At 66.2% G+C, this 13,553-nt stretch carries 12 protein-coding genes and 1 tRNA gene; 9 read left to right on the forward strand and 4 right to left on the reverse strand.

Annotated features, from left to right (window positions below; genetic code table 11):
* A partial coding sequence (locus D7V97_RS28695; protein ID WP_120613829.1) for a demethoxyubiquinone hydroxylase family protein occupies positions 1 to 311 on the reverse strand: 311 nt, incomplete at its 3' end.
* A gap of 159 nt (positions 312 to 470) precedes the next feature.
* Here D7V97_RS28695 and sinK point away from each other — a divergent pair.
* A complete protein-coding gene (gene sinK, locus D7V97_RS28700) occupies positions 471 to 1,988 on the forward strand; it encodes a hybrid histidine protein kinase/response regulator SinK (protein WP_158623475.1) in 1,518 nt (505 codons plus the stop codon).
* Between the two features lie 127 nt (positions 1,989 to 2,115).
* Here sinK and groL read toward each other — a convergent pair whose 3' ends face one another.
* Together groL and D7V97_RS28710 are read right to left on the reverse strand one after the other, a co-directional pair.
* The gene (groL, locus tag D7V97_RS28705; protein WP_120613831.1) at positions 2,116 to 3,762 is read right to left on the reverse strand and encodes a chaperonin GroEL; all 1,647 of its coding nucleotides are present in this window, start codon (positions 3,760 to 3,762) and stop codon (positions 2,116 to 2,118) included.
* A gap of 179 nt (positions 3,763 to 3,941) precedes the next feature.
* Positions 3,942 to 4,298 (reverse strand): response regulator, encoded by a 357-nt coding sequence (locus tag D7V97_RS28710; protein ID WP_120613832.1) that lies wholly within the window; start codon positions 4,296 to 4,298, stop codon positions 3,942 to 3,944.
* An 88-nt stretch (positions 4,299 to 4,386) separates the two neighbouring features.
* Between D7V97_RS28710 and D7V97_RS28715 the strand changes: the two genes are divergently transcribed.
* On the forward strand, positions 4,387 to 5,460 hold the full coding sequence (locus D7V97_RS28715) for a metallopeptidase family protein (RefSeq protein WP_120613833.1): 1,074 nt from the start codon (positions 4,387 to 4,389) through the stop codon (positions 5,458 to 5,460).
* Between the two features lie 29 nt (positions 5,461 to 5,489).
* On the forward strand, positions 5,490 to 5,807 hold the full coding sequence (locus D7V97_RS28720; protein ID WP_120613838.1) for a hypothetical protein: 318 nt from the start codon (positions 5,490 to 5,492) through the stop codon (positions 5,805 to 5,807).
* 5 nt (positions 5,808 to 5,812) lie between these two features.
* Here D7V97_RS28720 and D7V97_RS28725 read toward each other — a convergent pair whose 3' ends face one another.
* Positions 5,813 to 7,960, reverse strand: coding sequence for a DUF3857 domain-containing protein (locus D7V97_RS28725; protein ID WP_158623476.1), 2,148 nt, complete (start codon positions 7,958 to 7,960; stop codon positions 5,813 to 5,815).
* Positions 7,961 to 8,416: 456 nt separating this feature from the next.
* On the opposite strand from D7V97_RS28725, the gene D7V97_RS28730 reads away from it, so the two are divergent.
* From D7V97_RS28730 to D7V97_RS28750, 6 genes are all read left to right on the forward strand, one after another.
* Positions 8,417 to 9,388 (forward strand): cyclopropane-fatty-acyl-phospholipid synthase family protein, encoded by a 972-nt coding sequence (locus tag D7V97_RS28730; protein ID WP_120613835.1) that lies wholly within the window; start codon positions 8,417 to 8,419, stop codon positions 9,386 to 9,388.
* 64 nt (positions 9,389 to 9,452) lie between these two features.
* Positions 9,453 to 9,551 (forward strand) — tRNA-Sec (locus D7V97_RS28735).
* A 160-nt stretch (positions 9,552 to 9,711) separates the two neighbouring features.
* Complete coding sequence (locus D7V97_RS44295) at positions 9,712 to 10,215, forward strand: hypothetical protein (RefSeq protein WP_147445012.1); 504 nt, start codon at positions 9,712 to 9,714, stop codon at positions 10,213 to 10,215.
* Complete coding sequence (locus D7V97_RS44300) at positions 10,208 to 10,888, forward strand: hypothetical protein (protein ID WP_147445013.1); 681 nt, start codon at positions 10,208 to 10,210, stop codon at positions 10,886 to 10,888. The genes D7V97_RS44295 and D7V97_RS44300 overlap by 8 nt, the downstream gene beginning before the upstream one ends.
* Positions 10,889 to 11,284: 396 nt before the next feature.
* A complete protein-coding gene (locus tag D7V97_RS28740; protein WP_120613836.1) occupies positions 11,285 to 12,193 on the forward strand; it encodes a TIR domain-containing protein in 909 nt (302 codons plus the stop codon).
* A 900-nt stretch (positions 12,194 to 13,093) separates the two neighbouring features.
* The coding region (locus tag D7V97_RS28750) for a glycosyltransferase (RefSeq protein WP_199728975.1) at positions 13,094 to 13,553 on the forward strand (460 nt) is incomplete at its 3' end.

Genomic DNA, 13,553 nt, shown 5'->3' on the forward strand with positions numbered 1-13,553 from the left:
GCCTCCACCTCCTCGTGGGACGCGCCGGTGGTGATGAGGCGGTACTTCTGCGACGCGTCGCGGTCGTGCTGGGCCTGCGCGGGATCCAACCGGGCGATGAGCTGCCAGAAGAGGGCCGCGTGCTCGCGCTCCTCGTCCATGACGTGGCGCAGGATGGCCTTGGCCTCCTCGTTGTCCGTCGCGTCCAGGTGGGCGGCGTAGAGGTTGATGGCGTCCAGCTCCGCCTCGATGTTGAGCCGGATGGAGCGGGCGAGTTCGGAGTCCGTCAGCTTCCGGGGCACCAGCGAGTGGAACGGGTTCGTCTGCGGCATGCGGACCTCTGCGACAGGGTGACCCGCCACCGGGCGTGCGGATGGTTCCCGACCCGGATGGAAGGCGCCGCGAGCATCCGTTCGCCGGGCAGCCGGGTCAACCGATTCCCGCCGGGGGTGCGTTGCACGTGGACACCCGCCTCCGTCATGCTCCCCGGCATGGAGACCCCCTCGCCGCTTGCTCAACTGCTCCAGGCACTGGAAGCAGGAGACCTGCCTGCGGCCAGACTCGCGGCGGTGGCCCTGCAGCGCGCCAACGCCCATACCCACCAGGTCGCCGCCGAGGTCCTCCACGAGCTGCGCCAGCCCCTGCTGGGCGCCAAGGCGTACGCCCAGCTGCTCGCCGAGGAGGGAGGCTCCAGCGGCCCCTTGAAGCTGCTGCTCGCGCAGGTGGAGCGGATGGAGCAGATCGTCTCCGACTTCATCCGCCTGGCCAGCGAGCGGCCGGCCCCGCAGCAGCGCCAGTCCCTCGCGGCCCCCATCTGGGCGGCGGCGAAGGTGTTCAGCGTCAACCCGGACTCCGCGCGCATCTCGTTGGAAGTGGAGGCGCCCGAGGACCTCACCATCCAGGGCAACGCGCGGCTCATCGAGCAGCTCACGCTCAACCTGCTCAACAACGCGCGCGACGCCATGGCGGGCCGGGGCCGCGTGAAGGTGACGCTCGCGCGCGAGGGCGCCTCCGTGGCGCTGTACGTGTCGGACTGGGGCCCGGGCATCCCGGCGGAATTGCGCGAGCGCATCTTCGAGCCCTACGTCACCGCCAACAAGCGCGGCACCGGCCTGGGGCTCGCCGTCTGTCGGCGCATCGCGCAGGAGCACCATGCGCAGATTTCACTCGTGTCCCCGACGGTGCTGCGCGAGGTGCCGCTCCCGGCCACGGTGTTCCGCGTGCTCTTCCCTCCCACGGACGCGCCCCTGCCGCAGCGCAAGCGCCTGCTGGTGGTGGACGACGAGGCCATCATCCGGACGGTCTTCAAGGACCTGATGGAGAAGGAGTGCGAGGTCATTGAAGCGGCCACCGGCGAGGCCGCGCTGGAGCTGCTGCGCTCCACCCCGGTGGACCTCATCGTCACCGACAAGAACCTGCCGGGCCTGTCCGGCCTGGAGCTGGCCCAGCACGCGCGGCGGCTCGACCCCGCCTCGCGCGTCATCCTGATGACGGGCTACCCGTCGCTGGTGACGACGCAGCAGGCGCTGCAGCTGGGCGTGGTGGACTACCTGCTCAAGCCCTTCGACGACATCCGCCAGGTGCGCGCGCTGCTGCGCCAGGGGATGGCCGCGCCCCCGGCCGCGCCCGCGCCCACCGTGAGCCCCACGACCCGCCGGGTGGACGTGCTGGAGGACAACCCGGCCATCGCGCGGCAGATTTCAGAGGCGCTCACCCTGCTGGGATTGGAGGCGCGCATCCTCTCCAGCGCGGAGGTGGCGGCGCTGGAGGCGCCCGTGGGCGTGGTGGTGTCGTGGGACTTCGCGCCGGCCTACGGGAAGAAGGCGCTGGAGCTGGCGAAGGCCCTGGGCCAGGGCGCGCCCTTCGTCGTCCTCGCCGAGCACCTCACCATGGAGACGGCGCTCGCGAGCCTGCGCGCCGGGGCCGCCGCGTGCCTGCCCAAGCTCATCTCCGACGCGTCGGCGCTCAGCCGCGAGCTGGGGCTCGCCTTCAAGAAACCCCTGCCCTGAAAAAGGGTCCGGCCCCGGGCACCCCGCGCTGCTTGCGCGAGGTCCACCGGAGCCGGAAGATCTTCGGATGGCGGGGTGACGGGCCTTGAGAGCCCGCCTCCCGTCAGCCGCTACGGAGCCTGTTGGCTCAGTAGTCCATGTCGTCGCCGCCGTAGTCCGGCGCGCCGGCACCACCGCCGTTGCCGCCCTTGGACTTCTTCTTCGGGCGCTCGGCGATCATCGCCTCGGTGGTGAGCAGCAGGGACGCCACGGAGGCGGCGTTCTGCAGCGCGGTGCGCTCGACCTTGGTCGGGTCGATGACGCCCGCCTTCTCCAGGTCCTCGTACTTCTCCGTGCGGGCGTTGAAGCCGAACGCGCCGGTGCCTTCCTTGACCTTGTTGATGACGACCGCGCCCTCGACGCCGGCGTTGCTGGCGATCTTGCGCAGGGGCTCCGTGAGGGCCTTGCGGATGATCTCCACGCCGAAGTCCAGCTCGCCGCCCAGCTTCAGGCCTTCCAGCGCCTTGAGGCTGCGGATGTACGCCACGCCGCCGCCGGGGACGATGCCCTCTTCGACGGCCGCGCGGGTCGCGTGCAGCGCGTCCTCCACGCGGGCCTTCTTCTCCTTCATCTCCACTTCGGTCGCCGCGCCGACGTTGATGACCGCCACGCCGCCCACGAGCTTCGCCATGCGCTCCTGGAGCTTCTCGCGGTCGTAGTCGCTGGTGACCGTCTCAATCTGGCCGCGGATGAGCTTGATGCGGCCCTCGATGTCCGCCTTCTGCCCGTTGCCGTCCACGATGGTGGTGTTGTCCTTGTCCACCGTGATGCGCTTGGCGCGGCCCAGGTCGTTGAGGGTCAGGTTCTCGTACTTGTGACCCAGCTCCTCGCTCACCACCATGCCGCCCGTCAGCGTGGCGATGTCCTTGAGCATCTCCTTGCGGCGGTCACCGAAGCCCGGCGCCTTCACCGCGGCCACGTTCAGCACGCCGCGGATCTTGTTCACCACGAGCGTGGCCAGCGCCTCGCCCTCGATGTCGTCCGCGATGATGAGCAGCGGCTTGCCCGAGCGCGCGACCTGCTCCAGCACGGGGATCATGTCCTGCATCGACGAGACCTTCTTCTCGCTGATGAGGATGTAGGGGTCGTCCATGACGACCTCCATGCGGTCGCGGTTCGTCACGAAGTACGGAGACACGTACCCGCGGTCGAACTGCATGCCCTCCACCACGTCGAGCGTCGTCTCCAGGCCCTTGGCCTCTTCGACGGTGATGACGCCCTCCTTGCCGACCTTCTCCATCGCGTCCGCGATGGTCTGCCCGATGGTCTCGTCCCCGTTGGCGGAGATAGTGCCCACCTGCGCGATGGCCTGCTTGTCCGTGGTCGTCTTGGACATCTTCTTCAGCTCGGCGACCACCACCTCCACGGCCTTGTCGATGCCGCGCTTGAGGTCCATGGGGCTGTGGCCGGCGGCCACCAGCTTCAGGCCCTCCTCGTAGATGGCCCGCGCCAGCACCGTCGCCGTCGTGGTGCCGTCACCCGCCTTGTCGGAGGTCTTCGACGCGACCTCCTTCACCATCTGGGCGCCCATGTTCTCGAAGCGGTTCTCGAGATCGATCTCCTTGGCGACGGTGACGCCGTCCTTGGTGATGGTGGGGGAGCCGAAGCTCTTCTCGATGACGACGTTGCGGCCCTTGGGACCGAGCGTCACCGCGACCGCATCCGCGAGAATACGGACGCCGCGCAGGATGGAATCACGCGCGTTCTGGTGGAAGAAGATTTCCTTCGCTGCCATCGCAACCTCCGATAATACTTGGGGAATTTCTATGAATGGGGATGGCCGTTAGCACTCGGCCATGTCGAGCGCCAACATAAGGGTCGCATCGACGATGTCAACGGAAAGGGGCAAACGTGTGGCCCCGCGGACGCCTTCCGGCCCGCCCGGGTGGGGGGCGTGGCGACCTGCCGGGCGCTCTACTCGGCGAAGCGCACGAGGTTCAACAACTGTCCCATGTCCAGGGGCTTCTGGAGGGTGATGGCCACACCCTTGCGCAGGCCCCGGTCGGAGATGGTGTCGTCGTTGCTGGCCGTCATCATCAGGACGGAGATGGACTGGAAGCGCGGATCCGCCTTCAGCATCTCCGTGAAGTGGATGCCGTCCAGGTGGGGCATGAGGTAGTCGGTGATGACCAGCCCCACCGGGTGACGCTCCATGATGTCCAGCGCCTGCAGCGCATCCGACGCCGAGAACACGGTGTAGCCATGCATCTCCAGGTAGCGAGAGAGCATGGTGCACAGCTCGAAATCGTCGTCTACGACCAGGATGTTCACGGGGACTTGGGCAAAACGGGGGCGCTGGAAGCTAACAGCGACGCCGGTCGTTGACAACGCGAAGCACGGCTTCTTAGCTGCCCGCCGCATGATGAAGCGCACGGCGAAGCAAGGGGAGGCGCAGGGCGTGGACGCGCGACTGGACCGGGTGGCGGACGCCTTCGAGGCCACCGACTTCGAGGCGGCGCTCGCCGGCGCCGAGGCGCTCCTCAAGGACGTCCCGAGCTCCCCGGAGGCCCTGCACTACCGCGCCGCGGCGCTGGTGGAGGTAGGTCGGCTGGAGGACGCGGGCCGGGCCTACGGGGCAGCCTTGAAGGTCGCGCCCGAGGACCTGGAGATCCTCTTCGGCGCCGCCGAGTTCCTGGTGTGCCGCACCGGCGAGGACCGCGAGGCGGTGGAGGAAGGGCTGGAGTGGTGCGTCCGGGGCCGGAAGCTGGCGCAGAAGGCCGACGACGTGGAGCTCGTCTACGAGTTCCTCCTCCTGGAGGGGCTGGGCCTGAACCAGTTGGGCGAGTGCGAGGCCGCGCTCAAGAGCCTGGACGCGGCACTGGAGCACATGCCGCGCTCGCCGGACGCGCAGCTGGAGCGGGGCATCGCGCTGTTCGAGTTGTGCCGCTTCCCGCTCGCGCAGGAGTCCTTCGAGCGGGTGTTGAAGGACGCGCCGGAGGAAGCCTGGGCGCACCACTACCTGGGGCTCATCGCGGAGCGGCGGGGGGATGCGCGCGAGGCGAAGAAGCGCTTCGGGCGGGCGCAGGCGATTGCTCCCGAGGAGCTGCCGCCGCCGGTGGCGCTGGAGGAGGAGGCCTTTGATCGCGCGGTGGAGGACGCGATGCGCGCCCTGCCGGCCCAGGTGAAGCAGTACATGGACAACGTCACGCTGGCGGTGGAGGACCTGCCGTCGGACGAGGACCTGATGGGGCAGCAGCCGCCCCTGTCGCCGTGCATCCTGGGGGTGTTCCGGGGCACGCCGGTGGGCGAGCGCAGCGTGATGGACGTGGCGGACCCCTACCCGCCGTCCATCGTGCTGTACCAGCGCAACCTGGAGCGCTTCGCGCGCACCCGCGAGGAGCTCATCGAACAGATTGGCATCACGGTGATGCACGAAGTGGGTCACCTGATGGGTCTGGATGAAGACGACCTGTGGGAGCGGGGACTGGACTAGCGCTGGACTCCCCTGCCCTGATGCGCGCCATGCAAGCATGGATGAAGCTGGGGCTGAGCGTGGTGGCGGTGCTGGGACTCGGGGCGTGCACGGGGGGCGGCGACGACGAGCCGCCGGAGTCGTGTCCGCAGGTGGTGGTGTTCGCGCGCTCGTCGACGGGGACGTGCCAGAGCTACCCGACGCCGTGTGACGTGCCGGAAGGGTACGTCGCGTGTTGCGGTGGGCTCTTCGGGGGCTGCATTTCGGGCGTGTCGGGGACGACGTGCGTGGATGATCCGGCGGACTCGTGCACCCCAGGCGCGGGCGCGGACTGCCCGGGCATCTGCCAGAACACCACCGGGGGCTGAGGCCGTCAGGCGGCGCGCGTGCCCCTGTCCTCGAAGTAGACGCGGCGGGCGCGGGCGCAGGTGGGGCACTGCCACTGGACGAGCGTGAGCTGGCGCTCGCCCAGGACGATGGGCTCCTGGCGCAGGGAGTCCGGTGGGGCCTCTCCACTGGCACCGCAGGCGCAGCGCAGCCGGCCCAGCGTGGACAGCAGCTCATGCGGGCCGGTGATGGGGATGGCGGCCCCCGCGCTGTCACCCTGGTGGACGGGTTCGAACTTGCGCGAGAAGTCGCGCCTGCGCGTCCTCGCGCCGGCCTTGCGCCAGAGCTCCACGGGGCCTCCCTGGTCGATGACGAACCAGAGGAGGCCCGAGAGCACCATGACGGCGATCAGGAAGAGGCCCCCGCCGGTCGACGGTCCCCGCGGGGCGTTGAGGCGGGCCTGGCGACCGCCGAGTTGGACGTAGTACCCGCGCTCCTCTTCGGACTGGCGCAAGGCCTTCAAGTGATCGGGGATGCGGTCCGGGGGCACGGCGTCCGCGACGCTGCGGTAGCGGTAGTCCAGCACGAGCGTCTTGCCGTCGGAGCGGGTGTCGGCCTCCAACTGGAACGCGGGGCCGTCCACGCGACCGCGGCGCGAGGTGACGAAGAGGGGCGTGCCAGACTGGAGCGTGATGCGGTGGCGGATGAAGACGGGGTGCTCCACCGCCAGCGGGAAGGTCCGGTGGGTGATGTCCGGCTTGGAGAGGTACTCGCGGAGCGCGTGCGCGTCGAAGTCGCGGCGGCCGTCGTCGGACCAGAAGTTCTCGATGCGGTAGTGCTCGCGCACGACGAGCACGTTCTTCGCGGGATCGTCCTCCACCGTCATGGGCCGCGCGAGGGAGATCTTCGCGTCCGTCTTCGCGTAGTAGTTGAAGTAGTAGCGGGACAGCTCCGACAGGGACGTCCGCGCCAGCGTGCGGCGCATCCCGTTCGCCATGTCCCCCGTGCGGGTGGTGACGACGTCGAGCGTCACCGCCCCGTCGCGGTCCGGCGCCACATAGGTCTCGTCGACGAAGGTGGAGGGCGCCTCCAGGGTGGGCGGAGGAATGGTCGCGAGCCCCTGCGTGTCGGGGGACACGATGAGCGCCCGCGCGTAGGGAGGGGGCTGGTAGCTGGCGAGTCCGCCGCGCTCCAGGGTCGCGGTGGGATCGACCCACAGCTCCCGGCCCGCCACCGTGGCGTGCACGATGACGTGGTCGAAGGCCGTGGCGGTGGGCCGCCACCCGTCCAGGAGTCGGGTGTCCTCCGTGTTCACGAGCGCCGGCTGCGCGTCGATGCCGAGGCCGCGCAACAGGGTCACCAGCAGCAGGGACTTGTCCTTGCAGTCGCCGAAGCGCCTCTGGAGCACCTCGTCGGGAGGATGGGGCTGGTGGGAGTTGGGGCCCAGTTCGATGCCCAGGTAGCGCACCTCGTCCTGGACGAAGCGCAGCGCGGCGAGGAAGCGGGCCTCCTCGGTGGGCTCCTGGGAGAAACGGCGGACCTCCTGCTCCAGCGCCTTCGAGCGCGCGGGGACCTGGAAGAGCGCGGAGGACCAGCGCGCGACGTCATTCCAGTCCTTGTATTCGGTGAGCTGGAGCCACGAGAAGACAGGCTCCCAGCCGGGCACCTTGTCCTCCGCGTGGACGGCGGGCACGTTCCGGCGCTCCCAGGTGAGCTCGTGCACGCCGTCGTGCTTCCGCTCGGAGTGCGTCAGGCCCGGCCTGCCGAAATCCCGGGCGAAGAGCGGGCGGTCCTCCGGCCACAGCAGGCGGTAGGACCAATGGGCCACGGGCACGGAGTAGCCGATGGAGGCGACATCCGAGAAGCGCCCTGCGAAGACGGGGTTGGAGCCTTCGAGGGTGTACGCGACCTCCAGCATGTCGCCGACGCGCACGTCGTGGAGGAAGGGCACCACGGAGAGCGTGCCGTTGTAGAGCTGTTGCTGGAGTTCACTCTCCTGCTGGATGACGCGGGCATCGGCGGGCTTGAAGACATCCTCGCGGTGGCCCTCGCGCAGACGCCAGATGCCGTGGACGGTGAGCTGCTCGTAGGTCGGGTCGAAGTGGAACTGGATGTTCGAGGCCTGCTCGACGCCTTGCGAGGAGAGGACCTTCCGGGCCGTGTGCCGGTAGTGCGTGCGGGAATTCCCAGACACACGCACCTGCTCCTCCAGCAGGAGCACGGAGATGCCGGTCTCCTCATCCCCTGACAGGGACGGCCCGGAATCCGTGGGAACCGGAAGCGGTTCCACCCAGGCAGCCGGCGGGCCCACACGGAAGGGCTGCGCTGGAGGCGCCGCCCCCGTGGGCATCGCGCCCAGGCACAGACACAGCAGGAGGAGCACGGGCCCCGGGAGGAAGTCCGGTGCCTGGTGAACGGGACGGAAGATTCGGCGCATGGCGGAAGGCGCGCATCATGGGGGGCGAGCGATGCGCCGGGCAAGACACCCTCGGGCCCGGGTTCGCGGTGTCTGCCCTTTCCTTCCAGTGGTCAACCCAGACAGACAGGTCAGCATTGGAATCGCCGCCATCCTGGCTATCGTCCCGCGAATCGCAGTCGGCCGTCGGGATGAGGTGTCCGGCGGCGGGTCCTGAGGGGACCGGGGAGGTCCATGATGCTTGATGTGAGGAAGGTCGCCACGCGGCTGAAGAGCGCGTTGCTGGCGGATCCGGAGCGCTTCTACACGAACGAGACGGGGGCCTGGGTGGCCGGGATGCCGGCGCCGCAGGACATCCGCGTCACCACGGGCCGGGAGCCCTACTGGATCAACCTGGGCTACTGGCGCGACGTGGAGCGGGTGGACGACACCAACGTCGAGCGCGTGGGTGAGCTGTTCCGGGAGGCCCAGACCCAGATGGCGCACCTGCTGGCGAAGACGGCGCGCCTGGGGCCGGGGGACTCGGTGTTGGACTGTGGCTTCGGGTACGCGGACCAGGACCTGCTCTGGGCGGAGGCATACAAGCCCGCGCGCATCGTCGGGGTGAACATCACGCCGAACCAGGTGCGGGTGGGCCGGGAGCGGGTGCGGCTGACGGGGCTCGAAGGGGTGGTCCGGCTGGAGCTGGGCTCCGCGACGGCGCTGCCGGGTCAGGCCGGCGAGTTCGACATCGTGTTCGCGCTGGAGTCCGCGATGCACTTCCGGACGCGGCGGGACTTCCTGCGCGAGGCGTTCCGGGTGCTGAAGCCGGGTGGGCGGCTGGTGATGGCGGACATGTGCCAGAAGACGGACCGCGAGTCGGGCGCGGGGTTGAGGGAGCGGTTGCGGTACCGGTACTGGCGGGGGCTGATTGCCTTTCCGGAGGAGAATGTCTGGACGACCGGGCGCTACCTGTCGGAGCTGCGGGAGGCGGGGTTCCAGCACGCGCGGCTGGAGTCGATTGCCGAGGACGTGTACCCGGCGGTGAACACGGCGCTGGTCGCGCTGCGAGGGATGACGGCGCTGGAGCGGCAGCCGGGGAGCACGTCCGTGCACCAGGTGCGCGCGGACGTGCACCGGGCGATGCGGATGCGCTCGGACCAGACCCAGTGGCACACGCTGTTCAACTGCGACGAGTACGCCGTGGTGTCCGCGGTGAAGCCGTGACCGTGGACCGTGGGCTGTGGGTCCTGGTTGACGGGGGCCGGGTTGGGCGGCAGTAATCGACCACGGTAGGGCCTCCGGACCTGGTGGCCGGCCCGGTCTTCAAAACCGGTGAGGGGCTGCGAGAGCAGTCCCTGGCGAGTTCGATTCCCGTGCCCTACCGCCAGTAGTCTTTTCTGAAACCAGGCGCCATGGGTTTCCCTTGGGTTCTCGTCCCCCGTTCGCTCCCTCCAGAGGGAAAGGCAAGTCGGCCAGCATCGAGACTCAGGCACGACGAAGTCCGGGCAGTGGAGAGTGGAATGACGCCCAGGAAAGCAACGCGGAGGATGGGCCTGTGGGTGCTCGCGACAACCCTGCTGGTTGGCGCGCTGGGACAGAGCGGATGCACCCACGGGCGTGGCTTGGTCATTGGACGCATTACAGCGGAGCATTTCCGCTTCAAAACAGTCGTCGCGGTTGACGCCGTCGAGGTGCAGCCTGATGGCTGGCGAGCTGTCTGCATCCATGCGCGCATCACGGAAGGCGATTCAGGAGCTACCGATGTATGCAAATTCGAGGTGGGCGTTCCGATCCGCAACACCCTGCAAGGAGAAGTTCCTCTGGAGGTTGCCCAGCAAGTTGCTGCGTATCTGGCCAACGCGGCGGCACATGAGGTTCTATCCAAGGCTCAGCAAGGAGAGATGATCGCCATCCTGTGCCGCCGGTTCAAGAACAAATACGAGCACCTTCTCAGAGAACGCATTGCCGGAGCCCGCGTGTCGGAGTGCAAGACCCCAGGCTTGGAGCCTATCTATTTCGACATTCCACTGAAGGGAGCGGCGAATGACTGAAGAATCGCAAGAGTCATTGATTGAGCTCGCGCGGCGGTACTACCCAGCCGGGTTCCCAGTGGAGGACGATGATCTGGCTGAGCCAGTGCCAGCCCACCAGCGTACACCCGAGCATGCAAAGTTCATGGCGGCATGGGACAAGGCCTTGAATGGGACCGATTGGAAGAACCTCATGAAGGGGCTCAAACGCGCCTTCCCAGGTGAAAACATCGGTAACGGAACCCAACCCTACGTCTCGGCGTGCATGCGCTGTTTTCTCTACCGCACAGCGCCGTTGCCTGGAGGCGAGCAACTCGCGACACGCATCGCCGCCGCAGTCAGTGTCCTTGTGCCTTTCTACATTGTCTATGTCACGACCCAGGTCTGGCATCCCACCTACACTGAATACCCCATGGCGGCGGTCCCTCCCCCCAAGAGAGGGGACGCAGGCGATAAGTCCTTTCACCTCCAGCACTTTTCCTCACCCCAGCTCACTTTTGATCCGCCCGCGACTGTCAGGCAGGAAGTGAATGCGCTGGAACACGTGATAAAGGAAGTGTTCGGCTATCGCCGCTTCCCATTGGCTTTCGCTGGGGTGGCGCTTCCAGGGCTTCGAGTGGGCTTCTTCAATGGTGAAAATTCCCCGACGCTTTTGGATGCGCTCTTCTCCGACAATCTCGCCCACCTGCCTTGACGAACCGCATTCGAGGCATTGCCTCACGCGGACACCGGCCCGCGCACTCGCTCACACCGCTGAGACGGGGCTTTTTCAGTGGGCTTCCCCGGAGGGGTTTCCCCTGTCGGCGCCACCCCAACTCTGCGGCTTCGACCTGTTGCCGCCTCGGGACTTTCACCCAACGGCTCCATGAACTCCTCCAGCCATCACACAACTCCCCTGACACACGGAGACTCGGCATGCCTACTTTTCGATGGGGCGCTATTCGCGAGTAGTCGAAGCGACCGTCGTCTCGCCCGAGTAGGTACTCCCGACGAGACCGGGCGTGGCTTCAGCCCACGGAGCGCTCATGACAAGCCGCAATTGTCGATCTACAGTGGAAGCATGTTCACACATTAGGGAATCGGGGGTGCAATGAAGGCACGGTACGAAGGCGACGCAGGGCGACGACTGCTGATTGAAGCCCTCAAGCAACAAGCAGTCGTGCAACACAACGCAGCCTTGGCTGAGCTGCTTGCTGATGCAGGCGCGCTGGTCGAGTTCAAGCCCGGCGAGTCACTAATGACCCAGAATGACACGGACAACAGTATCTTCTTCATTCTGTCGGGCACAACTTCAGTATTCATCAACGGGCGACATGTTGCCGACCGAGGCCCTCGCGAGCCTCTTGGAGAAATGGCGCTTATTGATCCATCCGCCCCCCGTGCAGCAACCGTTACAGCCAGGGAGTCGGTAACGGCATTAAGAATTTTAGAGGCAGAGTTCCACCGAGTTGCAGACTCACATCCGACGATCTGGCGAGCCATGGCGCTCGTGATGGCGGAACGCCTTCGACAACGGAACCGTTTTCACAGACCTCCCAATGAGCGTCCCGTCATGTTCGTGGGCTCTTCGGCTGAAGGCCTCCTAGTTGCACGGCACCTTCAGTTGGGCCTAAAGCACAGTCCAATTGAGGTGCGCCTCTGGACCAATGGCATCTTTGGACCATCTGGAGTCACCATTGATGACCTCCTTAAGCAGGTAGACAACTGCGATTTCGCAGCCTTTATTTTCGGACCAGACGACCATGTCTCGAGCAGAAACACAGATCAGGACGCCCCTCGCGACAACGTAATTTTTGAACTCGGGCTATTCATGGGGCGAGTCGGGAGAGAACGAGCCTTTCTGATCAAAGAAAGAAGCACTGATCTCAAAATCCCCAGCGATCTTCTTGGAGTAACTGCATTAACCTACATAGCACCTCTCCCCAAAGACATCCCCACAGCACTCAGTGCAGTCTGCACTGAAATTGAAATCGCAGCCAATCGCCTCGGAACAAGATAAAATGCCACTCAGCGACGATCTACACTCCGAAGTGACGTCAATTTTCAAAACAAGCTGGGAAAGACGTGAGGGCCGACTGGTCCCAGAACCCGAATCAGTCACGCTCGGGAACGACGCAGTCGAACTCGACGCGACAGTGCTTTATGCCGACCTCGCAGAATCCACCCAACTAGTGGACACAAAAAAGGCTCTGTTTGCGGCCGAAATCTACAAGTCATATTTAATTTGCGCATCCCGAGTCATCAAAAGCGAAGGCGGGACAATCACTGCCTTTGATGGAGACCGAGTAATGGGCGTCTTCATAGGCGACAACAAAAACTCCTCTGCCGCACGATCCGCACTCAAAATCAACTATGCGGTCAGAAAAATTATCAATCCCGCACTCAAAGCACAGTACCCTAGTGATGACTATGAAGTACGTCAAGCCGTCGGGGTAGACACAAGCAAATTACTCGTCGCGCGAACTGGAATTCGCGGATCAAACGACCTTGTCTGGGTTGGACGAGCTGCAAACTACGCGGCCAAGCTCTGTTCGCTACGAGACGGGGTTTTCGCATCTTGGATCACGGAAAGTGTTTTTAGCGCCCTTCACGACACCGTGAAACATACAAATGGCCAAGCAATGTGGGAGCAGCGGACATGGACCTCCCGAAATATGACGGTTTATCGGTCGTCATGGACGTGGAGCCCATAGGCTGAAGTTTCCGGACTTCGGGGTTGCTGACCGGCGCCAAGCATGAGCACCGATGGCTACGCGCAGACATGAACTGAGCGATGCCGAGTGGAGCCGCATTGAGCCCCTGCTGGGCTCGACCAGTAACGCCCCACGAGCATCTGCGATGCTTCAGCCGGTGCTCCTTCATGGGAGCATCGCGCTTCTCCCGCCTCCCGGGATCCCATATGCCAGCGGGCATGCGCGTCACGCTCATCACGTTTGGCACCCACGGAGACGTCCGGCCCATGGTGGCGCTTGCCGAGGGCCTTGCTCGGGCGGGGCACACTCCTGTCCTCGTGGCCGACCCGGAGTTCGCTCCGCTTGTCGCGGGGCGCGGCATCGAGTTCGCCCCTCTGGCGGGTGACATCCGCGCCACCACGGCCCGCTCGGACATGGAGGCGCTCTTCACGCGGGGCCACAATCCGGCGGAGCTGTCTCGGATGATGGCCCGCCTTGCCATCGAGCACTCGGAGTCCTGGGCCTCGCAGTTCCTCGCGGCCGCCCGGGGCAGCTCGGGTGTCATCGCTAGCGGCCTGGGCTTCTTCATCGGTCTGTCCATCGCCCAGAAGCTCGGCATCCCCGCCATCGCCGCGGGCCTGCAACCGGTCTCCCCGACCTCGCGGTTCCCCCCTCCCCTCATCCCGC

Origin of the sequence: Corallococcus sp. CA053C, from assembly GCF_003611675.1 — a bacterium.
Classification (GTDB): Bacteria; Myxococcota; Myxococcia; order Myxococcales; family Myxococcaceae; genus Corallococcus.

Coding starts and splice junctions, on each gene's coding strand:
- sinK (WP_158623475.1), top strand. CDS start 471: ATGGAGACCCCCTCGCCGCTTGCTCAACTGCTCCAGGCACTGGAAGCA.
- groL (WP_120613831.1), bottom strand. CDS start 3,762: ATGGCAGCGAAGGAAATCTTCTTCCACCAGAACGCGCGTGATTCCATC.
- D7V97_RS28715 (WP_120613833.1), top strand. CDS start 4,387: ATGATGAAGCGCACGGCGAAGCAAGGGGAGGCGCAGGGCGTGGACGCG.
- D7V97_RS28720 (WP_120613838.1), top strand. CDS start 5,490: ATGCAAGCATGGATGAAGCTGGGGCTGAGCGTGGTGGCGGTGCTGGGA.
- D7V97_RS28730 (WP_120613835.1), top strand. CDS start 8,417: ATGATGCTTGATGTGAGGAAGGTCGCCACGCGGCTGAAGAGCGCGTTG.
- D7V97_RS44295 (WP_147445012.1), top strand. CDS start 9,712: ATGGGCCTGTGGGTGCTCGCGACAACCCTGCTGGTTGGCGCGCTGGGA.
- D7V97_RS44300 (WP_147445013.1), top strand. CDS start 10,208: ATGACTGAAGAATCGCAAGAGTCATTGATTGAGCTCGCGCGGCGGTAC.
- D7V97_RS28740 (WP_120613836.1), top strand. CDS start 11,285: ATGAAGGCACGGTACGAAGGCGACGCAGGGCGACGACTGCTGATTGAA.